Source organism: Nocardia sputi (assembly GCF_023501985.1).
Genome location: NZ_JAMFLC010000005.1, coordinates 36,533 through 56,713, shown reverse-complemented (window position 1 = coordinate 56,713; position 20,181 = coordinate 36,533). Strand labels below are relative to the sequence as shown.

Annotated in this window: 29 protein-coding genes; 6 read left to right on the top strand and 23 right to left on the bottom strand. The window is 64.8% G+C overall.

The window, feature by feature from the left end; all coding sequences use genetic code 11:
- Positions 1–9: 9 nt before the first annotated feature.
- The 8 genes from M8859_RS09515 to rpsH form a co-directional block, all read right to left on the bottom strand.
- Positions 10–555, bottom strand: coding sequence for an adenylate kinase (locus M8859_RS09515; protein WP_159922828.1), 546 nt, complete (start codon positions 553–555; stop codon positions 10–12).
- On the bottom strand, positions 552–1,874 hold the full coding sequence (gene secY / locus M8859_RS09510) for a preprotein translocase subunit SecY (RefSeq protein WP_249644115.1): 1,323 nt from the start codon (positions 1,872–1,874) through the stop codon (positions 552–554). The genes M8859_RS09515 and secY overlap by 4 nt, the downstream gene beginning before the upstream one ends.
- Positions 1,875–2,045: 171 nt before the next feature.
- Positions 2,046–2,489: a 50S ribosomal protein L15 gene (rplO, locus tag M8859_RS09505; protein WP_195139484.1), complete on the bottom strand. Its 444-nt coding sequence runs from the start codon at positions 2,487–2,489 to the stop codon at positions 2,046–2,048.
- Between the two features lies 1 nt (position 2,490).
- Complete coding sequence (gene rpmD / locus M8859_RS09500; protein WP_039795559.1) at positions 2,491–2,670, bottom strand: 50S ribosomal protein L30; 180 nt, start codon at positions 2,668–2,670, stop codon at positions 2,491–2,493.
- The gene (gene rpsE, locus M8859_RS09495; protein WP_159922822.1) at positions 2,670–3,329 is read right to left on the bottom strand and encodes a 30S ribosomal protein S5; all 660 of its coding nucleotides are present in this window, start codon (positions 3,327–3,329) and stop codon (positions 2,670–2,672) included. Before rpsE ends, rpmD begins: the two co-directional genes overlap by 1 nt.
- A gap of 70 nt (positions 3,330–3,399) precedes the next feature.
- Complete coding sequence (rplR, locus tag M8859_RS09490) at positions 3,400–3,807, bottom strand: 50S ribosomal protein L18 (RefSeq protein WP_159922820.1); 408 nt, start codon at positions 3,805–3,807, stop codon at positions 3,400–3,402.
- Positions 3,808–3,809: 2 nt separating this feature from the next.
- Positions 3,810–4,349 carry a 50S ribosomal protein L6 gene (rplF, locus tag M8859_RS09485; RefSeq protein WP_159922818.1) on the bottom strand — a complete coding sequence of 180 codons (540 nt, stop codon included), beginning with the start codon at positions 4,347–4,349 and terminating at the stop codon, positions 3,810–3,812.
- Between the two features lie 14 nt (positions 4,350–4,363).
- Positions 4,364–4,762 carry a 30S ribosomal protein S8 gene (rpsH, locus tag M8859_RS09480; RefSeq protein WP_039795549.1) on the bottom strand — a complete coding sequence of 133 codons (399 nt, stop codon included), beginning with the start codon at positions 4,760–4,762 and terminating at the stop codon, positions 4,364–4,366.
- Between the two features lie 283 nt (positions 4,763–5,045).
- On the opposite strand from rpsH, the gene M8859_RS09475 reads away from it, so the two are divergent.
- Both M8859_RS09475 and M8859_RS09470 read left to right on the top strand, forming a co-directional pair.
- Positions 5,046–5,699 carry a Uma2 family endonuclease gene (locus tag M8859_RS09475; protein ID WP_249644114.1) on the top strand — a complete coding sequence of 218 codons (654 nt, stop codon included), beginning with the start codon at positions 5,046–5,048 and terminating at the stop codon, positions 5,697–5,699.
- A 109-nt stretch (positions 5,700–5,808) separates the two neighbouring features.
- Positions 5,809–6,057, top strand: a complete 249-nt coding sequence (locus tag M8859_RS09470; protein ID WP_249644113.1) for a ribbon-helix-helix protein, CopG family — start codon at positions 5,809–5,811, stop codon at positions 6,055–6,057.
- A 129-nt stretch (positions 6,058–6,186) separates the two neighbouring features.
- Here M8859_RS09470 and M8859_RS09465 read toward each other — a convergent pair whose 3' ends face one another.
- From M8859_RS09465 to M8859_RS09455, 3 genes are read right to left on the bottom strand one after another with little or no spacing between them, the layout of a single operon-like run.
- Positions 6,187–6,396 (bottom strand): hypothetical protein, encoded by a 210-nt coding sequence (locus M8859_RS09465; protein ID WP_249644112.1) that lies wholly within the window; start codon positions 6,394–6,396, stop codon positions 6,187–6,189.
- Positions 6,393–6,929 (bottom strand): hypothetical protein, encoded by a 537-nt coding sequence (locus tag M8859_RS09460; protein ID WP_249644111.1) that lies wholly within the window; start codon positions 6,927–6,929, stop codon positions 6,393–6,395. Before M8859_RS09460 ends, M8859_RS09465 begins: the two co-directional genes overlap by 4 nt.
- Positions 6,926–7,168 (bottom strand): hypothetical protein, encoded by a 243-nt coding sequence (locus M8859_RS09455; protein ID WP_051168537.1) that lies wholly within the window; start codon positions 7,166–7,168, stop codon positions 6,926–6,928. Before M8859_RS09455 ends, M8859_RS09460 begins: the two co-directional genes overlap by 4 nt.
- A 519-nt stretch (positions 7,169–7,687) precedes the next feature.
- Between M8859_RS09455 and M8859_RS09450 the strand changes: the two genes are divergently transcribed.
- Positions 7,688–8,587 (top strand): helix-turn-helix domain-containing protein, encoded by a 900-nt coding sequence (locus tag M8859_RS09450; protein ID WP_249644110.1) that lies wholly within the window; start codon positions 7,688–7,690, stop codon positions 8,585–8,587.
- Positions 8,577–8,783: a DUF397 domain-containing protein gene (locus M8859_RS09445; RefSeq protein WP_249644109.1), complete on the top strand. Its 207-nt coding sequence runs from the start codon at positions 8,577–8,579 to the stop codon at positions 8,781–8,783. The genes M8859_RS09450 and M8859_RS09445 overlap by 11 nt, the downstream gene beginning before the upstream one ends.
- Before the next feature lie 392 nt (positions 8,784–9,175).
- Here M8859_RS09445 and M8859_RS09440 read toward each other — a convergent pair whose 3' ends face one another.
- From M8859_RS09440 to M8859_RS09410, 7 genes are all read right to left on the bottom strand, one after another.
- Positions 9,176–9,589, bottom strand: coding sequence for a hypothetical protein (locus tag M8859_RS09440; RefSeq protein ID WP_249644108.1), 414 nt, complete (start codon positions 9,587–9,589; stop codon positions 9,176–9,178).
- On the bottom strand, positions 9,589–10,902 hold the full coding sequence (locus M8859_RS09435; RefSeq protein WP_249644107.1) for a polymorphic toxin type 24 domain-containing protein: 1,314 nt from the start codon (positions 10,900–10,902) through the stop codon (positions 9,589–9,591). Before M8859_RS09435 ends, M8859_RS09440 begins: the two co-directional genes overlap by 1 nt.
- Entirely contained in the window at positions 10,899–11,198 is a 300-nt protein-coding gene (locus M8859_RS09430) for a WXG100 family type VII secretion target (RefSeq protein ID WP_249644106.1), read from the bottom strand. The genes M8859_RS09435 and M8859_RS09430 overlap by 4 nt, the downstream gene beginning before the upstream one ends.
- Positions 11,199–11,212: 14 nt before the next feature.
- Positions 11,213–11,527 carry a WXG100 family type VII secretion target gene (locus tag M8859_RS09425; protein WP_159922798.1) on the bottom strand — a complete coding sequence of 105 codons (315 nt, stop codon included), beginning with the start codon at positions 11,525–11,527 and terminating at the stop codon, positions 11,213–11,215.
- Between the two features lie 207 nt (positions 11,528–11,734).
- Positions 11,735–12,097: a hypothetical protein gene (locus M8859_RS09420; protein ID WP_249644105.1), complete on the bottom strand. Its 363-nt coding sequence runs from the start codon at positions 12,095–12,097 to the stop codon at positions 11,735–11,737.
- A gap of 73 nt (positions 12,098–12,170) precedes the next feature.
- Complete coding sequence (locus tag M8859_RS37600) at positions 12,171–12,647, bottom strand: Fic family protein (RefSeq protein ID WP_201295193.1); 477 nt, start codon at positions 12,645–12,647, stop codon at positions 12,171–12,173.
- Positions 12,619–13,080, bottom strand: a complete 462-nt coding sequence (locus M8859_RS09410) for a Fic/DOC family N-terminal domain-containing protein (protein WP_201295192.1) — start codon at positions 13,078–13,080, stop codon at positions 12,619–12,621. Before M8859_RS09410 ends, M8859_RS37600 begins: the two co-directional genes overlap by 29 nt.
- A 194-nt stretch (positions 13,081–13,274) precedes the next feature.
- Here M8859_RS09410 and M8859_RS09405 point away from each other — a divergent pair, with 194 nt between their 5' ends.
- A complete protein-coding gene (locus M8859_RS09405; RefSeq protein ID WP_159922796.1) occupies positions 13,275–13,934 on the top strand; it encodes a DUF8020 domain-containing protein in 660 nt (219 codons plus the stop codon).
- Positions 13,935–14,084: 150 nt separating this feature from the next.
- Here the strand turns inward: M8859_RS09405 and M8859_RS09400 are convergent, their stop codons facing one another.
- The 5 genes from M8859_RS09400 to rplN all read right to left on the bottom strand — a co-directional run bounded on the left by M8859_RS09400 (position 14,085) and on the right by rplN (position 17,480).
- Positions 14,085–15,638, bottom strand: a complete 1,554-nt coding sequence (locus M8859_RS09400; RefSeq protein WP_159922794.1) for an acyl-CoA carboxylase subunit beta — start codon at positions 15,636–15,638, stop codon at positions 14,085–14,087.
- Positions 15,639–16,037: 399 nt separating this feature from the next.
- Positions 16,038–16,223, bottom strand: coding sequence for a type Z 30S ribosomal protein S14 (locus M8859_RS09395; protein WP_014981705.1), 186 nt, complete (start codon positions 16,221–16,223; stop codon positions 16,038–16,040).
- A 4-nt stretch (positions 16,224–16,227) separates the two neighbouring features.
- Entirely contained in the window at positions 16,228–16,791 is a 564-nt protein-coding gene (gene rplE / locus M8859_RS09390) for a 50S ribosomal protein L5 (RefSeq protein WP_040864866.1), read from the bottom strand.
- Between the two features lies 1 nt (position 16,792).
- Positions 16,793–17,110, bottom strand: a complete 318-nt coding sequence (rplX, locus tag M8859_RS09385) for a 50S ribosomal protein L24 (protein WP_040864865.1) — start codon at positions 17,108–17,110, stop codon at positions 16,793–16,795.
- A gap of 1 nt (position 17,111) precedes the next feature.
- Positions 17,112–17,480, bottom strand: coding sequence for a 50S ribosomal protein L14 (rplN, locus tag M8859_RS09380; RefSeq protein ID WP_039795505.1), 369 nt, complete (start codon positions 17,478–17,480; stop codon positions 17,112–17,114).
- Between the two features lie 360 nt (positions 17,481–17,840).
- Between rplN and M8859_RS09375 the strand changes: the two genes are divergently transcribed.
- Positions 17,841–19,889 (top strand): M13 family metallopeptidase, encoded by a 2,049-nt coding sequence (locus tag M8859_RS09375; RefSeq protein WP_236565372.1) that lies wholly within the window; start codon positions 17,841–17,843, stop codon positions 19,887–19,889.
- Positions 19,890–20,181: the final 292 nt, after the last annotated feature.

Genomic DNA, 20,181 nt, shown 5'->3' with positions numbered 1-20,181 from the left:
CGAGCCGGCTCAGTGGCCCAGCGCGCGAAGTGCCCGCGCGTTGACGTCGTCGACCTCGCCGACACCGTCGACCGAGACGACCAAGCCGTCGTAGTGATCCAGCAGCGGCTCGGTCTCCTCGCGGTACACCCGGAGCCGGTTGCGGATGACGTTCTCGTTGTCGTCGGCGCGACCGCGCGAGAGCATCCGCGCCACGACGGTGTCCTCCGGCACGACGAAGCGCAGGACCGCGTCGAGCTTGGTGTTCATGTCCTCAAGGATCTTCTCCAGCGCGTCGGCCTGGTCCACCGTGCGCGGGTATCCGTCCAGTACGAACCCGTTGGCGGCGTCGGGCTCGTTGACCCGCGCCTCCACCATCCGGTTGGTCACGTCGCTGGGCACCAGGTCGCCCGCGTCCATGTACTTCTGCGCTTCACGACCCAGCGGGGTCTGCTGGCTGATGTTCGCACGGAACAGGTCCCCGGTGGAGATGTGCGGAACGCCCAGCTTCTCCGACAGCAGGACAGCCTGGGTGCCTTTACCGGCGCCCGGCGGACCGAGCAGTACAACTCTCACTTGAGGAACCCTTCGTAATTTCGATTCATCAGCTGGCTCTCGATCTGCTTCACCGTGTCCAAACCGACGCTCACCATGATCAGCACCGCGGTACCGCCGAACGGAAGGTTCTGGACACCACCGGAGGAACCGATGTCGAGGAACACGTTCGGCAGCACGGCGACCAGACCGAGATAGATCGAGCCGGGGAGGGTGATACGGCTCAGGACGTAGTTGAGGTAGTCGGCGGTCGGCTTGCCGGGCCGGTAGCCCGGGATGAAGCCACCGAACTTCTTCATCTCGTCGGCGCGCTCCTCCGGGTTGAAGGTGATCGCGACGTAGAAGTAGGTGAAGAACACGATCAGACCGAAGTAGATCGCGATATAGACCGGGTTGCTCGGATTCACCAGGTATTTCTGGATCATCTCCTGCCACCAGCTCGGATCCTGGTTGTTCTGCGCTCCCGTCAGCTGCGCGACCAGGTTCGGCAGGTACAGCAGCGACGAGGCGAAGATGACCGGGATGACACCCGCCTGGTTCACCTTCAGCGGCAGATAGGTCGAGGAGCCGCCATACATCTTCCGGCCGACCACGCGCTTGGCGTACTGCACCGGAATCCGGCGCTGCGCTTGCTCGACATAGACCACGACGGCGATGACGGCCAGCGCGGCGACGCACACCAGGGCGAACACCAAGCCGCCCCGGCTGTCGAGGATCGCCTTGCCCTCGGTCGGGATGCGAGCGGCGATGCCCGCGAAGATCAGCAGCGACATGCCGTTGCCGATGCCACGCTCGGTGATCTGCTCGCCGAACCACATCACCAGCGCCGCGCCCGCGGTCATCACGAGCACGATGATGATCATGCCGAAGATGCTGGTGTCGGCCAGGATGTCCTGCTGGCAGCCCTGCAGCAACTGGCCGCGGGCCGCCAGGGCGACCAAGCCGGTGGCTTGCAGGATCGCCAGCGCGATTGACAGGTATCTGGTGTACTGCGTCATCTTGGACTGGCCGGCTTGGCCTTCCTTGCGCAGTTCCTCGAACCGCGGGATGACGACCGTGAGCAGCTGGATGATGATGCTCGCGGTGATGTAGGGCATGATGCCGATCGCGAAGACCGACAGCTGCAGCAACGCACCACCTGAGAACAGGTTGATCAGCTGGTAGATTCCGGCGGACTCACCGCCGGAGACCAAGTCGATGCACTCCTGGACCGCCTGGTAGTCGACGCCAGGGGACGGCAGCGCGGCACCGACGCGGTACAACGCGACCAACCCCAGCGTGAAGAGAATCTTCCGCCGTAAGTCCGGAGTCCGGAAGGCCGATACGAAGGCGGAAAGCACTGATCCTCCTGGCGAACGACATGGTCATGACATGGATGTTCAGCGATGTCCCTGCTCGACACAGAAGGGACGCCGAAAACCACGACGAGGCTGGCAGACAACTTACTGAACTCTAACAGTGGCACCGGACGAGCCTTCACTCGTCCGATGCCGCTGTCATGCAGAGTACCGTCAGCCCAGCTCGGTGACGGTGCCACCGGCGGCGGTGATCTTCTCCTTCGCCGAACCGGTGACCTTGTCCACGGTCACCTGGACCGCGACGCCGATCTCGCCATCGCCGAGGACCTTGACCAGCTGATTCTTGCGAACCGCACCGGCCGCCACGAGCTCGGCCTTGCCGACCTCGCCACCCTCGGGGAACAGCTTCGCGATCGCGCCGACGTTCACGACCTGGTATTCCGTGCGGAACGGGTTCGTGAAGCCCTTGAGCTTGGGCAGCCGCATGTGCAGCGGCATCTGCCCACCCTCGAAGGCGGCAGGCACGTTCTTGCGCGCCTTGGTGCCCTTGGTACCACGGCCCGCGGTCTTGCCCTTGGAGCCCTCACCGCGACCCACGCGGGTCTTCGCGGTCTTGGATCCGGGAGCCGGACGCAGGTGATGCAACTTGATGGTCATGTCAGACCTCCTCAACGGTCACGAGGTGGCGCACGACGTTGATCAGCCCGCGGTTCTGGGCGTTGTCCTCGCGGACCACGGTCTTGCGGATACCGCGCAGACCGAGGGTCCTGAGGCTGTCCCGCTGATTCTTCTTGGCGCCGATCGAACTCTTGATCTGGGTCACCTTGAGATCTGCCATTACTTGACACCTCCGGCAGCCTGAGCGCGCGCACGCAGCATGCCGGCAGGAGCGACGTCCTCGAGCGGCAGGCCACGGCGAGCCGCGACCTCTTCGGGACGCTGCAGCTGCTTGAGGGCAGTGACAGTCGCGTGCACGACGTTGATGGCGTTGTCGCTGCCGAGCGACTTCGCCAGAATGTCATGGATACCGGCGCATTCCAGCACGGCACGAGCCGCGCCACCGGCGATCACACCGGTACCCGGCGAGGCCGGACGCAGCATGACCACACCGGCGGCCGCCTCACCCTGAACCGGGTGCGTGATGGTGGAGCCGATCATCGGGACGCGGAAGAAGTTCTTGCGAGCCTCCTCGACGCCCTTCTGGATGGCCGCGGGAACTTCCTTGGCCTTGCCGTAGCCGACGCCGACCAGACCGTTGCCGTCGCCGACGATCACGAGGGCGGTGAAGCTGAAGCGCCGACCACCCTTCACGACCTTGGAGACGCGGTTGATCGCGACGACCCGCTCGAGCTGGTTCTTCTCGGCGGCGCTGTCGCGGCGGTCACCGCCACCCCGGCGGTCGCCGCCACCGCGACGGTCGCCGCGGCCGCCCTCGGGGGCGCTGCCATTCTGTCCGGCGGGTCCGCTTCCGCCGTCACGCCTCTGACGTCCCGGCATCAGACGTTCCTTCCGTTCATGATCAGCTGAACGCTCAGCTGTGTTTCCTGGATGCTCCGCAGGCTACGCATCAGAATTTCAACCCACCTTCACGAGCGGCATCGGCCAGTGCGGCGATCCGGCCGTGGTAGTCGTGCCCACCACGGTCGAACACGACGGCCTCGACACCGGCGGCCTTGGCACGCTCGGCCAGTAGGGCGCCGACCTTCTTGCTCTTGGCCGACTTGTCGCCGTCGAGCGCGCGCACGTCGGCCTCGATGGTCGAGGCGGCGGCGATGGTCTTGCCGACCGAGTCGTCGACCAGCTGCGCGTGCAGATGACGCGAGGAGCGGTTGACCACCAGGCGCGGACGCTCGGTGGTCCCTTCCACCTTCTTGCGCAGGCGGAAGTGACGGCGAGTCTTCGACAGGCGACGCTGCGTCGACACGTCCTTGCCCAGGGGGATGCGCTTGGCCTTCTGGTTTGCGGTTTGCGCCATGATCACTTACCCGTCTTTCCGACCTTGCGGCGAACGACCTCGCCGGCGTAGCGGATGCCCTTGCCCTTGTACGGGTCGGGCTTGCGCAGGCCGTGGATGACCGCCGAAATCTGGCCGACCTTCTGCTTGTCGATTCCGGACACGGAGAACTTGGTGGGCGATTCCACCGCGAACGTGATGCCCTCGGGCGCCTCGATCGGCACCGGGTGGCTGTAGCCCAGGGCGAACTCGAGGTTCTGGCCCTTGAGCGCGACGCGGTAGCCGACGCCGAAGATTTCCATCTTCTTCTCGTAGCCCTGGGTCACACCGACGATCATGTTCGACACGAGGGTGCGGGTCAGGCCGTGCAGCGCGCGGCTGCGGCGCTCGTCGTCCGGACGGACGACCTCGAGCTGGCCGTCCTCGCCCTTGGCGACGGTGATCGGCTCGGCGACGGTGAGCGAGAGGGAGCCCTTGGGCCCCTTCACCGAGATGTCCTGGCCGTCGATGGCGACATCGACGCCGGCCGGAATGGCGATGGGCTTCTTACCAATACGCGACATTGTCCTGACCTCCCTTACCAGACGTAGGCGAGGACTTCGCCGCCCACGCCCTGCTTGGCCGCCTGCTTGTCGGTCAACAGGCCGGAGGACGTGGAGATGATCGCCACGCCGAGGCCGCCGAGCACCTTGGGCAGGTTGGTGGATTTCGCGTACACGCGCAGACCGGGCTTGGAGACACGGCGCACGCCGGCGAGGCTGCGCTCACGGCTCGGGCCGTACTTGAGGTCGACGATGAGCGTCTTGCCCACCTGTGCGTCCTCGGTCCGGTAATCGGCGATGTAGCCCTCGCGCTTGAGGATCTCGGCGATGTTCGCCTTGAGCTTCGAGTGCGGAGCCTTCACCTGATCGTGGTACGCCGAGTTGGCGTTGCGCAGACGTGTCAGGAAGTCTGCGATCGGATCAGTCATGGTCATGGTTCGACCTAGACACCTTTCTCGCCGCGGTTCCCATACAACGCCGCCGTGCGCATCGGCACGTCCGGCGGTGGGCCTACGACAATTCGGATGGTCCGGCCGACACTTGCCGACCGGAGGAGGTTCGATCGCCCGAGCGCACGCATGCGGGCATGGAGGTGCCCAGGCAACCGCTCTAGTGTAGGCAAGGGGTTCACCGAGGCAAAATCGGGGTCTGTGAGCACCCGGTTTCGTCCCGCTCATGACCAGCGGAAATGGCCGGTGACCGGGCTAGCATAAGACCATGTCGAGTCCAGGCGTCGAACGCCCCGACCTGCCGGAGTTCATGACCTGGGAGGATCTCGAGCAGCTACCCGAAGAGATCGCCGCGCAGATCGAACTGTGGAACGGGCGCGTCGTCTGGCGACGGCGCGGACCCGCCGAACACCAAGCCTTCACCTTCGCGCTGACCAGCGCACTCAAGCGCTGCGCACGCGACGGCATGGCCGAGCAGCCCCAAAGCTGGTGGCGCGTGGACTTCGAAACCAACGTGTTCTTCGGCGAGACCGGGAAGTCGGACTTCGTCACCCCCGACGTCGTCGTCTACCGCCGCCTCGACGCCCCCTACCAGGACATCCACGCCCAAGACGTGCTACTCGTGGGCCGAATCCATTCTCCGTCGAGCAACGAGATCGATCCTTTCGACGAGCAGAGGCGTTACGCCGATGCGGGCATCCCCTGGTACTGGGAGGTGACGCTCGCGCGCACGAAGAGCACCATCGCAATGATCCGCGCGTACGCACTGGAAACCACCCCCGGCAAGCTCCCACACGACGTCCAACCGCTGCATCCGGCCAACTACCTCCTGATCGGCGAGTGGTCACCGAACGCCTCCGACGCCATCACCATCGACTTCCCGTTCCCGATCCACATCCCGTGGTCGGACCTGGAGTTCTGACGTCGCCGGCGGTGGGACCACCCAAGCGAAAAATCTCCCAGGTACCCCGCCGTATCCTCGTGGCGGCTTCCGCTCGCGCGTCCGCGACCGCCTCTGCCACAGTGTGCACATGCCTCTCGAGCGGATCACGGTGTACGCGGATGCCGACGATTTGGCCGTCATCAAGGACGCATCGGCGCGAACCGGCGTCAGCGATGCGGAGATCATCCGCCAGGCGATCCATGCGGCTGCACTGCGGCTACGCCGCAGATCCCAGCATCTGCGTCTGAGGCGTTTCGCCAGCAACGATCCCACACTCGCCGCACGCGTCGACGACATCCTCGCCGGTAACTTCGGCGAAAACCCAGACCGCCGATGAGGCGCGCCGTTCGCGAGTGGCACACCACTGCGCCATCGGCCGAGTAGACCTCTCGATGGTGTGCCACTCGCGAAGCCCCATCGCAGGGGAGCTGGTGGTCATGGTCGGACTGGCGATTGGTCAGCGCCTTCACGGCTCGAGGTAGAGGCGTTCGCACGGCAGTCGCGGCAACGCGATTGTGCTACCCGGAATCACCGTGAGGTCGGCAGCGGGCCGCACGGCGCGCCACTCGCGAATGAACCGCATAGCTGCGGTGTGGCAGGCGGCGAAGTCCAGACTCACGCCGTCGAGCTGGACCCGCAAGTGGACATCTGGCTCCTCCGGGCGTGGAGTCGTCACGTCTTCGGCTCCTGCGGTCCGGAAGACCCAGTCTGCGCGGTGCGCGAAGCACCGAGGCGTACTCGCCCCGCGGCCGCCGCGTCCACCATGGCGTTGAACCCATCCCAGTGCCGCACATGGTGGAGCACCTGGTCGTCGCTGATCCCGCCGAGTTGCCGCTCCTCGCGACGGCATCGCACGAAGTCCGCCGTGAGCAGGCTGACCATCTCGCCATAGGAGTAGTGCATTTCCTGCGCGTCAGCGGCGGGCCGGTAACCCTTTCGGCCCGCCGCCGCGAGCAGATCCTCGACATGTCGGTCGATTGCCCAGATGTGGAGGTCCATCAGATAGGCGAGCCGTCGGTCCATCGGACGACCCCGCTTGCCGCGCTCGTAATGCCGCACCCACACGCCGAGCAATCCCACGGCCGACACCATCATCGCGCCCGCGGGCCGCGTCCGGCCGTTGAAGATATCGAAGAAGGCTCGAGTGCCGGGCAGGCACAGCTCACGAGATCCGTTCTCGTGCAGATGCGTTCGCGGGTCGACGGTCATCGCACTCCCCTGGTGGGCGCGGAAGCTCCTGCGGCGCCGAGCACCGACAAGTCGATCGCTCGCGGCGGAAGGCATCGGCTGATCGCCGTGACCACGACCATCGCCGAGGGCCGGAAGCCGTCGCGAGGCCGCTCGACCCAATGCCGCACCGCCGGAGGACGGTCGGCCGGAGATGGCAAAGCGATCACCCGGCCGTGACCATAGACCGCGATACCGGCCCGATACAGCTGGGCGAACACCGTGGGAGAGTCCGGTAGATCGGGTCGCACAAGGAAGACCCAGCTTCGTGATCTCGGGTACGACACGATCGGTCCTGTCGCACATCCACGCCGCCGGAGTTCCTCGCGGACCTCATGACCGAGATACCCAGCCATCCCCAATCCCCATACGCTTCCGGCCGGGACCGTGATGCGTCCGGTGTGCGGGTCAACGCCCGCAGCGAGTCCGCCTATACGGCGGTAGAACGCGCACCGGGTGGTCGGGGTGTCTCGAAACGGGCCTTCCTGCATGGTGATCCCCCTGCCGTCGAGTAAGTCGGATGTACGCCCTATCGCGGAACGCTTCGCCGCTTCGAACCGACAAAACCCTGTTCAGCGGCCTGGCGCACGCACAGCACACCAGCCGGACCACGGCCTCACAGACCAGATCCGCATATTCAGGACAACTTCTCCGAAAGCCCAAGACAGCATCGACTTTTGGGGTATCAATGGATGCGGTTCAGACCGAGTGCTGGATTCATTCGCCTGGGGGGAATACCGATGACCGAGATCGAGTCGCCGACGCTGCTGCGCCGCCAGCTCGGCAGATTTCTGCGCGAGGCGCGCGAAGGCCGTGGACTGACGATCGCCGTCGCCGCGAAGGAAGTTCAGCTCAGCTTCAACGGACTGCAACGCCTGGAAACCGGCCGCGCCGTGAAGCCCCGCCGCCAGGACGTGCGCGAGCTGTGCATGCTGTACGAGGTGAATCCCGAGCACACCGAACAGGCGGTGGGGTTGGCATCGCGCGCGGCAACGGCACGGGACGAGGACGGGATCACTCCGCTCGGCGGGTTGTTCTCGGATGCCTTCAACATGTACGTCGGCATGGAGCGGTCAGCTCGTCGGCTGACGTCTTACGCCGTGCAGGTGCCTGGATTGCTGCAAACCGCCGACTATGCACGGGCGCTGATCAGCGCTTTTCTGCACGACGGTCCCGCCGAGGAAATCGAACAACGCGTCCGGGTGCGCCTCAACAGGCAAGTGGCCGTCACCCGCAAGACGCGCCCTGTGGACCTGCACGTGCTCCTCGACGAATCAGCGCTATACCGGGTCGTCGGAGGACCGAGAGTGATGTCAGAGCAGCACCGCTACCTAGCCGATGTCAGCACACGGCCGAACGTCACCCTGCGCATCCACCCATGCTCAGCCGGATACACGCGCGGCATCCTGCACGGCTCATTCGTGCTCCTGGACTTCGGCACTGACAACAAAGGCAGGCCGATCGAACCGCCGGTCGTCTACCTCGACGGTGGTATGAGCAGCGATCTCTACTTGGAAAGGCCCGAATTGGTGCAGCGTTACACTGAAATGGCCGACGCCATCCGGGAGACGGCCCTGGACGAGAAGACCACGCGCGACCTGCTCCGCCGGGCAGCAAGGAGTTTTGACGGTGACCGTTGACCTATCCGGAGCAAGCTGGTTCAAGAGCAGCTTCAGCGAGTCCAACGGCCAGTGCGTAGAGGTCGCCCACCTGGACGACGGCACGGTCGGCACACGCGACTCCAAGAACCCGACCGGCCCGGCCCTGACGTTCACCCCCGCCGCATGGGACACCTTCCTGGCCGGAACCAAAGACGGCGAATTCAACCGCTACTGAACCGCTTCGAGTCCAGCACCCATCCTCGCGGTGCCGGGTTCGCTGTTGTCGACCACGCCACCGACGATTGAGGGGCTACTGCCAAGTGGTGAAGAACATGCCCCCCAGCCGCAATGACGCGTCACCGGGTATTGCTCTGATGCGACGTCTCGACCTGCAACCGAAGAGGAAGCTTCGCAACCCGGTAGGCACGTTCGCCAGCTCGCGCGTCGGCCGGACCGTATCACCGATCAGATCCCCTACTCAGCAACGCTGACCGAAAGGAGATGGCTTTCCATCGCGGCCTCGACTGCGACACCCAGCCTTACCACCGATACCCGCTGCCCTTCACCGTGGACCGGTCAGCGCGCTCGTGCGACGACTTCGCGACATCGGGCATAAAATCCGGCTTGTCATTTGTTCATCAGTTCACGCAGGTTACTCAGACCCACCTTCGCGTCAGGCGACAATCTGGACTGATCGATAGATAGAGCAGTGCGAAGGACAGGAAACTCCCCGAAGTTGTCGAGCTCGCTCAGCATATAAGCGGTGTAATCGATATCAGGATCGTTTCGGCGCCGACCCAGTTCAGTCAGAACCGCCAGCAATCCGTCTTCCCCGCCGGCGCGGACGAGTTGCTCAGCCGCGTCGACTCGCATGGTTACGATCTCGTCATCGATCATGATCTCTCGCAGTCGTTCTCGCGCACTGCTGGATTGGATTTTACGTCCGAGATCAGGTATCGCTTCGACCCTTGTAGCATTATCACTACTCCGGGAGCGCGCCAATATCGACGACAGCTCAGCATCGACATCACCGGTGTCCACTATGGAATCTCCTCAGGTAGCGCAGCCCGGACATTGTTTCGATCGGTGCGAGCGAAGATCTCGCCGGTCTCCGGTTTCACATATTTTTGAATTTCCACCACATGGGGTGTTGGAATGGTTTGACCCGTCGCCTTATTATAATGCGAATCACCAGTCAAATCGACCCGCTTCGTCGCAACCCCGTCACTATCATAGTACGAATAGTTCGTGATATTACCTTGAGGATCGCGTTTGACCAGGTACCCGTTCGGCGGCCCTCCCTGGGTGGGTAGATTTCCGCCAGTCCATGTCTGCGCGTTGTCGAGATCGTTCTTGAGCGACTTCACCGGAGGCCTTTTGACGTCGCCACTCTTCCCTCGCAATCGATCGCGTAGGTCGGTAACCACTTTTCGGGCCTTGACAGCGGCGTCCTTCGCCTCCTGGCGGACACCGGCGATCTGTAACGCCTTGCGTGCGCGCCAAGCGATGATGCCGTCTTTGATCTTTCCCGCCCATCGCCGCACCGTGTCCAGAGCCTTGCCGGCGGTGACCGCTCCTGCGCCGAAGCTGATCAGCGAAAGGCCGACCGTGATCGCGGCGTCGATGGCGAGATCCTGAGCTAGGGACTTCAGGAAGCCCTTGATCTCGTCGCGGAGTTCCGTCAGCGCGTCCTTATACGCGATGCAGGACTGGCTGATCTGCGTGCAGGCGGTCAGCAGTTGATCAATCGAGTTTGCGAGGGATTTGAGGTCGTCTCGTATGTAGCCCGCGTCGTCGGCGGTGACGCTGTCGAACAAGCTCGCAGCGATCGTGATCTTGTCGCGGGCGTTCGTGTTCTGGTAGATCGTGCCGAGACGGTCCCAGGCGTCGGCCGCCTTGGCGAGCTTCCCGGTGTCGCCGTCAGGGACAGGTATGCCGATGTGGCTGATGATATTGATGCCTTTGTCCACGATGCCCTGGCCAGGGCCGCCTGCGGAGGCGGGGACCGAAAAGGGTCCGAAAACCGGCATGCCCGGGTCCGTGGGCCGGTCCGGTTGCGGCGCGCCCTTCAGGGTGGCGTCGGCTCGAGCATGAGTGAAGCCGATGTCGTTGAGGGCGCTGCCGTACGCGTACAGGGTGGAGTGGACATCCTGGAAGAAGCCCACGGCCTCGTAGGCTGAGGTGTTGTACGAACGCGCCCACTCCTGGCCGTTCTCGTCCACGCCCGCCATCGATCCACATGCGGACAGCTCCGCGAAGATGTACAGAAAACTGTCGCGAAGCGCTGACGCGGCGTCGAAGCAGTTGGTGGCCGCTTGGTAGTAGGCCCTCGGATCGACAGCCAGAGCCGTCATATGCCGAGGATCCTCAGGCCCTCGGCCACAGCGCCGGTGTAGCCCTCATGGGTGAGCTTCACGGCTTCCTCCAAGGCGGTAAGTCCTTCTCGGATATCCGTAGCACCCGCCAGCCATTCGTCGTGCGCCTCGCGGTAGGCCGTCATCACGGCACCGGTCGACGCGGCATCGACCTCCTTGGCTTTCTGATCGATTGCCGCGAGCTGATCGGACAGCAGCCCGGCGAAGCCGCGGATGCGGGCAGCCAAGTTGTCGAGTTTGGCGAGATCCACCGAGAAGGCCTGTGCGTCGGACATGCGGTGCCCCACTTTCAAGGAAGGTCCAACGAGCTGACGCCGGTGGCGAAAGCCTGGTCGGTCTCACGGACGGTGTCGGCAGTGACACCCAGCTTTTCCGCCAGCTCGAACAGCGCGTCCCACACCTGCACCGCCCCTTGGTGGAACTCCTCCCACCCGACCGCGAAAGCGCCGGAATTGTTCCCCGTCCAACTCTCCAACATGTCTCGCACGTCGGTCTCCAGCGCGGAGTACCCGTCCCGGCATTGAGTGGCAACATCGAATGCCAAGCGTCCCAACGCCTTGACCTCAGCGGTGTCGATCGACAGTGATGGCTGTTCCCCCGCCACGCCTCTATCCCCCTCTGCCAGCGGATGATTCAGACGAATGTACCCCAGTCACGCAGCCGCCGTCATTCATCGGATCTGGCATCCGTCCGCACGAGGAGATTGTCGCGCGCCCTCTGCAATGTGCCGTCGCCGGAACGTGCGAGGCCGACGCAGGCCTTGCTGTGGCTGTGTCCGTCGTCATGCCCCCAACTCCCCTGTGGCCCTCGGTCAGCGGCCGGACGGCATATTCTTCGACGGCACCGGACGCGACAGTGCTGGGGCGGATGTTCGCGTGTCGCCATCCGGGCTGGCGAGACGCTGTTCCAGGGCGGCGAAAGCACTGATCGCCTCGGGTGACTCGAAGGCCCTGTTGCGGCGGCCCACGCTGAGCTGGCGGAGAATTCCGGCTTCGGCCAAACGCTGCACGGCGGCGTTTGTAACAGGAAAACTGCGTCCGATGAGTGCCGACGCCGTCGCTACGGTGAGGACTGGAGTTCCTACCAGTTTGCCGAGCAGCAGGTCCAGCGCGGAGTTCGCTCGCACCGGCGCCACTCGATCCCGCCACGACCTTTGCAACTCCGCAGCCTTCATCTCGAAAGCGGTAGCATCCTGCGCCGCACGAGTGCAGGCGGCGGCGAAACGCGCCACCCAAGTGTTCAGATCGTCAGTAGCCTGATCGGAATCGGGCGCACCCACGTGCCGAAAGCGAGTCAGACCGTCGATGTAGCTGTCGCTCCACGTGGCGAGAATCAGCGACACAGGCTCGACGACGCGTTCGGCCACGCCGCCGGCGGCGCAGTATCAGGTGGATCAACGCGCGACCGGTTCGGCCGTTGCCGTCGATGAACGGGTGGATCGTCTCGAACTGCGCGTGCGCGATGGCGGCCTGCGCGACAGCGGGCAGATCGTCGCTATTGCAGAACGAGATCAAGTCCTCCATCAACTCGGGTACGAGCTCCGGCGGTGGTGGAACGAAGGCGGCCGAGCAGGGATTGAAGGAGCTGCCACCGATCCAGTTCTGTACGTCTCGTAAAGATCCGCCGTGCTCTGCGAGCCTGGTGCCCGCGAGCAACCGTCGATGAATCTCGAGCAGAACATCTTCGGTGATCGACTCACCACGGCCAACCGCATTGGCGGCCACAGCTATGGCATCGATATTCGCCAGCAACCTCGGCGGCCGTCACGTCCGATGATTCGCCTTCGAGCTGACGCGCCGCCTCCGCGCGCAGCAGTCGACGCGCGCCGACCACCAACCCCTCGATCCGTGACGATGCGATGGCCTCGGCGCGCAGCAGCAACCGAGACAACGCTTCTGTCTCGACGAGCGCCACCGCCTCCGTATCGAGACGGGTGATCGCCACCTCCGCACCGCGCCGTGCCGGCGACGTTCCGCCATATCCACTGATCACGTGGTCCGGTCGGATATCGAATTGCTGCACCACGCCGAAACGCACGGGTAGACCGGGACGCACTGAACGATGTCGACCTGCTCGTCCGGGGTAGCGCGTCTGGACAGCGCCGAACAAGAGCTTTGCGGCAATCGCCCGATGCGGCGGCGATGCCTGCGACAGCATTCGCTCTCGGTTTGCCGTACCTCCGCGCCTGGTCGAAATACCCTGTTGCTCAATCGGTTCCGCAATGTCGACAATGTCACAGAACTTGCCTTGACGACGGTGCGATCGCTACCAATAGTGCGTTCACATCGCACGATACGACGTTCGATTCGTCCACGTCGGGGGTGTCGGGGGTCGGGGAGGAAATGAATTCAATGTTCTATCGCGCTGCAATACAGATCGGTCGTAAGGCGCTCATCGGTGCGCTACCGCTGGCCGTGGCGACTACGTTCGCCGGTGCCGGAGCCGCATCGGCCACCAACTACGCCGAGCAGCAGGCGCAGTTGGCCCAGGCGATTTCGACCACGGGCACGTCCGCGGACATCGTCTACAACGCCACCGTCGCGCCGGACCTGAGGACCGTCTCCACAACGCTGGATGCCGGCACTTTCCAGCTCGGCGAGACCTCGATCAAGGTCGTCAACAAGGCGGGCGCGGCGGTCACCGAGCTTCCGCGCACGCTGGCCACGCCGTCCGGAACCACCATCGCCCTGGATGCCGAGGTGTCCGAAGACGGCCGGACGCTGTCGGTGACGACACCCGAGGTCTCGGCAGCGACGGGCGCGGAGCTGAAGGACATCGCGACGAATCCGGGAGCGCAGTACCCGGATCCGGTCATGAACGGTGCGGCCGCGGGCGCGGGCGTCGGCGCGGTCGCCGCCCTCATCACCTGCATCCCGACCCTGGCGATCTTCGTCGTCGGTTACGCGCTGTGCGCCGTGGTCGGCGTGGTGACCACCGCCATCCTGGGCGCCGTGATCGGCGCGATCGTGGGTACGGTCGCACCCGATGTCATTCCGCAGGTGCTGCCCTGACAATCAGCGATTGACCTGCTGAGCTGAAGTCGCGAAAGGCGCTGTGGCGGAGCTGATCCGCCGCAGCGCCTTTCTTCGGGTCGTCTGCGATTCGCTACTCGGCGCAAGCTCGGTGGTCACACCGTCGCCGCGCGAGAGGCGGCGGGAAGATCACATCGGGTACACCGGGTGCTTGCGCGGGTTGAACTCCGGCTTGACCGGCGGCTTGTCCCGCAACAGGCGCAGCGCGTTCCGGATCTCCAGACGGGTACGCGCCGGTTCGATGACCGCGTCGATGTAGCCGCGTTCGGCGGCGATCCACGGGGTGGCGATCGTCTCGTTGTACTGGTTGATCATGAACTCGCGCGCCGCTGCCCGATGCTCCTCCGGCACCGCCGCCAATTGCCGCTTGCCGATGAGGTCGACCGCGCTGTCGGCGCCGATCACAGCGATCCGGGCCGTCGGCCAGGCGAAACTGATATCGGCGCCTACCTGTCGGGCCGCCATCATGCCGTAGGCGCCACCGTAAGACTTGCGCACGACCAGGTTGATGATCGGGACCGTCGCCTCGATGATCGCACGCGGGACCCGCCCGCCGCGGATGATCACGCCGTTGGCTTCCTGCTCGAGGCCCGGCAGCACGCCCGGGGTGTCCGCGACGAACACCAGCGGGATATTGAACGCGTCGCAGAGCCGGATGAAGTAGGTCGACTTGTCCGAGCAGGCGGCGTCGATGGAACCACCCAGCACCAACGGCTGGTTGGCGATCACACCGACCGGAGAGCCGTCGACCCTGGCGAACCCGGTGATCAGATTCGGTGCGAACGCGGCGCGGATTTCGTGGAATTCACCATCGTCGAAGATCCGCAGCAGGATTTCGTGCATGTCGTAACCGGCGCGATCGGAATCCGGGATGATCGTGTCGAGCTCCCGATCGGTAGCAGTGATCTCCGGCTCCAGGCCGGGGTTCACGATCGGCGGGTGCTCGAGACAACTCGTCGGCATGTAGCTGAGGTAATTGCGCGCCCACTCGTAGGCTTCCTGCTCGGTGTCGGCCACGTGATGCAGGGTGCCGCGTTTGGCCTGCACCTCGGCGCCACCGAGCTCCTCAGCGGTGACGTCCTCACCGTTGACGGCTTTGATCACCTCCGGCCCGGTGACGAACATGTAGGAATCCCTGGTGCCGATGAGCACGTCGGTGTTGATCGGCCCGTACACCGAACCCGCCGCACACTTGCCGAGAATGATCGACACCTGTGGCACATATCCGGACAGTTTCTCCAACACTCGGGAAATATCACCGAACGAAGCGATCGAACCCACCGCGTCCTGGATACGCGCGCCGCCGGAATCATTGATCGTCACTACCGGGCATGCGTTGTCGAACGCGAGTTGCAGGGCCCGCATGAATTTGCGGGCGGACGTGATACCGACCGACCCGCCGTACACGGTCTGATCGTGGGCGATCACCACCACCGGACGGCCGCCGATCAGGCCGCGACCGGTGACCAGCCCGTCACCGTAGAGAGCATCCGGTCGGTCGGGCTGACGAGCCAACGCACCGGTCTCGATGAACGTCCCGCGGTCGAGCAGCATGTCCACGCGCTGGCGAACGCTCGGAACGCCCTTCTTCTCCCGCTTGGCGGCACCGGCCTCACCCGCCGGTTCCGCAGCGATCGTCAGGATCTCGAGCAGTTCATCGAGCTTCGCCTCGGTACCTGTCACGCTCGCCGCCACCTTTCGAACCAACTGTTGCGCCCCCGCGACGTTAAGCGCTATCGACACAAAACGTGTCATCGAACTGGATATCCGGGACAAATCACAGCCGGGGTCGGCCACACATCAGATCCTCGACAGTCAGAGGAACGAAGGACTGGCAAGACGCCGTTCCATGGCGGTGATCGCCTCAGGCGACTCGAAGGCACGGACGCGGCGGCCGACAGTGAGCCGGCGCAGGATTCCACCTTCGGTCGAACACTCCACCGCGGCGTTCGCGGCGGGAACCGCGTCCGATCAGTGTTGCCGCGGTGCAAGCGCCTCCATGAAAGGCGAGGGCACGGACTCAGTGTGAGTCCGTGCCCTCGGGTGTCTTGCTATCCGGGTGCGCTCACGAGGAGCGCGAGCTCACCAGGAGCTCTTGTGCACACCCGGCAGCTCGCCCCGGTGCGCCATCTCGCGCAGGCAGACGCGGCAGAGGCCGAACTTGCGGTAGACCGCGTGCGGGCGACCGCACCGCTGGCAGCGGGTGTAGGCGCGGACCGCAAACTTGGGCTTGGCGTTGGCCTTGTTGACCAGTGCTTTCTTTGCCATGTGCTCAGTTCTCCTTGAACGGGAAGCCGAGGTGCTTGAGCAGGGCACGGCCTTCTTCGTTGTTGGTCGCGGTGGTCACCACGGTGATGTCCATACCACGCGGACGGTCGATGCGGTCCACGTCGATCTCGTGGAACATCGACTGCTCGCTCAGGCCGAACGTGTAGTTGCCGTTACCGTCGAACTGCTTCGGCGACAGGCCGCGGAAGTCGCGGATACGGGGCAGCGCGATGGAGACCAGGCGGTCGAGGAACTCCCACATCCGGTCGCCGCGCAGGGTGACCTTGGCGCCGATCGGCATGCCCTCACGCAGCTTGAACTGCGCGATGGACTTGGTCGCCTTGCGGATCTGCGGCTTCTGGCCGGTGATCAGGGCCAGGTCCTCAACGGCGCCGTTGATCAGCTTCGCGTCGCGGGCGGCGTCGCCGACACCCATGTTGACGACGACCTTCACCACGCCCGGGATCTGCATCACGTTGGCGTAGCCGAATTCCTTGTTCAGCGCGTCCTTGATCTCTTCGCGGTAGCGCTGCTTCAGCCGGGGCTGCACTTTTTCCGTCGTGGTCATATCAGATGTCCTTCCCGTTCTTACGGGAGATCCGGACCCGCTTGCCGCTCTCCTCGTCGGTCCGGTAGCCGATACGGGCCGGCTTGCCGTCGGAGTCGACGACCATCACGTTCGAGACGTGGATGGGGGCTTCCTGGGTCACGATGCCGCCCGAGGAGGCGCCGCGCTGGTTGGCGGAGTTCGCGACGTGCTTCTTGATCCGGTTCACGCCCTCGACGAGGACCCGGTTCTCCTTGGGGTAGGCCTGGATGACCTTGCCCTTGGCGCCCTTGTCCTTGCCCGAGATGACGAGCACGGTGTCACCCTTGTGCACCTTCATGTCAGAGCACCTCCGGAGCCAGCGACACGATCTTCATGAACTTCTTGTCGCGCAGTTCGCGGCCGACCGGGCCGAAGATGCGAGTGCCGCGCGGGTCGTTGTCCGCCTTGATGAGCACGGCCGCGTTCTCATCGAACTTGATGTAGGAACCATCCGGACGACGGCGCTCCTTGGTGGTGCGCACGACGACGGCCTTGACGACGTCACCCCGCTTCACGTTGCCGCCGGGGATGGCGTCCTTCACGGTAGCGACGATGATGTCGCCGATACCGGCATAGCGACGCGACGAACCGCCGAGAACGCGGATGCAGAGAATCTCCTTCGCACCCGTGTTGTCGGCGACGCGCAGTCGCGACTCCTGCTGAATCACTTCAGCGTCCTCCTTGACCTGGACGTATGTGCACGCCGGATTGCCGACCCGACGGGCATGGTCGGTTGCCCTCCGGACGCGCGCCTGCCAGCGGTTTTCTCGGTTCGAGCAAGAAACACGGAACCAACCACTGGGGGTTCACTGCCGGATTGCGGGCACAGCTCCCGCAGGCAACCGGTCTAGTGTATGGGAATCCGCAGGTCGTTCCCAAATCGGGGGCGCGACCGGGCAGCCCGCAGGCCACACACAACGGCGCCCGTGCCCGAATCCAGGCTGGACCGGCGCCGCGCCGGTAGCCTCGTGTCCTGCAAGGCTGCCTTCGTACATCTGCGGCAACGCCGCGTCGGGGAGAGGATTCTCGTGACATCTACCGGTCGTCCAGGGAAGCTGGATCGTCGTGCCTTCCTGATCGCACTCGGAGCGGTGCCCGCCGCCGCCGCGCTGGTCGCGTGCTCGAACGAGGCCGAGCCCGCGAGCCGGACGCTCACCGGCGTCGATCTCGCCGGAGCGGACGAGACGATCCGGCCGCAGGACGACCTGTACCGGCACGTCAACGGGAAGTGGCTGCGGGAATACCAGCTGCCGCCGGACAAGGTCGCCTTCGGCTCCACGAGCGAGGCGGCCGAGCGCACACAGCAGCAGCTGCGGGAGATCATCGACGGTATCCGGGATCCGGAGCCCGGCTCGGAAGCGCAGCAGATCAAGGACCTCTACGACGCGCGCCTGGACTGGGACGAGATCGAACGGCTCGGCGTCACCCCGCTGGCGGCGTTGTTCGCCAAGATCGACGGAGCCGCCACCAAGCCGGACTTGGCGAAGGTGATGGCCGAATTGCCGATCGGCGGGCTGATCGGGCTCGGCATCGGCGTCGACCGGAAGAATTCCGACGCCTACATCCCCTCCGTCGGCCAATCCGGCCTCGGACTCGGCGAGCAGTACTACCGGAAGCCGGAGTACGGCGAGGTGCTCGCGCAGTACCGAACCTTCCTCGAGCGCATCGCGGCGGGCGCGGGGTTGGCCGATCCGGCCGGAATCGCCCAGCGGGTGTTCGACCTGGAGAAGCGGATCGCATCCGCGCACTGGGACAACGTGCGCAACCGCGACACCGACGCGACCTACAACTTGTACAGCTGGGCCGATATGACCGCGCTCGCCCCGGGCTTCGACTGGGATCCGTGGCTGGCCGGGAACACCGACCGCCCGCGCGAGCTGTTCGCGACGATGGTGGTCAACCAGCCGTCCTTCATCACGGCGGCGGGCCAGTTGTGGACCGAGGTGGATATCGCGACGTGGCGGGACTACCTCCGGCTGTACGTGCTGCGGGAGTTCGCCCCCTACCTTCCCAAGGCCATCAACGACGCCAACTTCGATTTCAAGGGCAAGGTGCTCAACGGGCAGGACGAGCGCCCGGAACGCTGGAAGTACGGCGTCGGGATCGTCGACGACAAGCTCGGCGAGCAGCTCGGGAAACTGTACGTGGCCGAGCACTTCCCGCCCGACGCCAAGGAGCGGGCCAAGGAGATGCTGGCCGACGTGATCGCCGCATACCGGGAGAACTTCACCAATTCGACCTGGATGTCGCCCGCGACCAGGACGGCGTCGCTGGAGAAGCTGGACAAGATCGATCCCAAGATCGGCTACCCGGACAAGTGGGTCGACTACTCCAAGCTGAAGATCACCAAGGGCAAGCTGATCGAGTCCTTGCTCGCCATCAACGACTTCGAGGTCAAGCGAGCGTTCGCGCGCCTTGGCACCCCGGTCGACAAGACCGAATGGGGCATGTCGCCGCAAACGGTGAACGCGTACTACTCGGCGACCTCCAATCAGATCGTCTTCCCGGCCGCCTATCTCCAGCCGCCCTTCTTCGACAAAGACGCCCTGCCCGCGGTCAATTTCGGCGCTGTCGGGTCGACCATCGGACACGAGATCGGTCACGGCTTCGACGACCAGGGTTCCAAGTACGACGGGGACGGCAATCGCCGCGACTGGTGGACACCCGAGGACCGCGCCGCGTTCGACGCCAAGGCCAAGCAACTGGTCGAGCAGTACAACGTGCTGGTCCCGGAGGGCCTCGAGCCGAGTCAGCACGTCAACGGCGAGCTCACCGTCGGTGAGAACCTCGCCGATGTCCGTGGGCTGCAGATCACGCTGGCCGCCTTCCGCATCGCGGAGAAACGCCGCGGTATCGACAACCCCGACTACCGCACCATGTTCCTGTCCTGGGCCCGCAGCTGGCGGGAGAAGCAGACCAAGGAACTCACGGTCCGCTACCTCGCCGCCGACACCCACTCCCCCGCGGAATTCCGCTGCAACCAGGTCGTCCGGAACCTCGCGGAGTTCTACGAGACTTTTGAGGTGAAGGAAGGCGACAAGCTGTTCCTGCCGGCCGATCAGCGCGTCACCTTCTGATTCAAAGGCGCGGCAGCCGCGGGCGCGGGGCGAACCCGCGCCCAGCGGGATGCCGGCCGGCGGCCCGGACGAATTCGCGGCGCCACACGGCTCTGGACCGACGTCCGGAACCCGGGCCGTCGGAACCGGTTCTCGGTCCCCGGCGCGCATGAGCTCGAGCGTCGGTCCAGCGGACCACCCGACGTCGGCCGACATGCCGCGTGCGGCGGTCGCGATCAATTCGGCTGCCTGCCGTCGACCACGCCGACCCACGTGCTTGTCGAGTTCGACGGCTAGCGCGGCGGGTGGGATT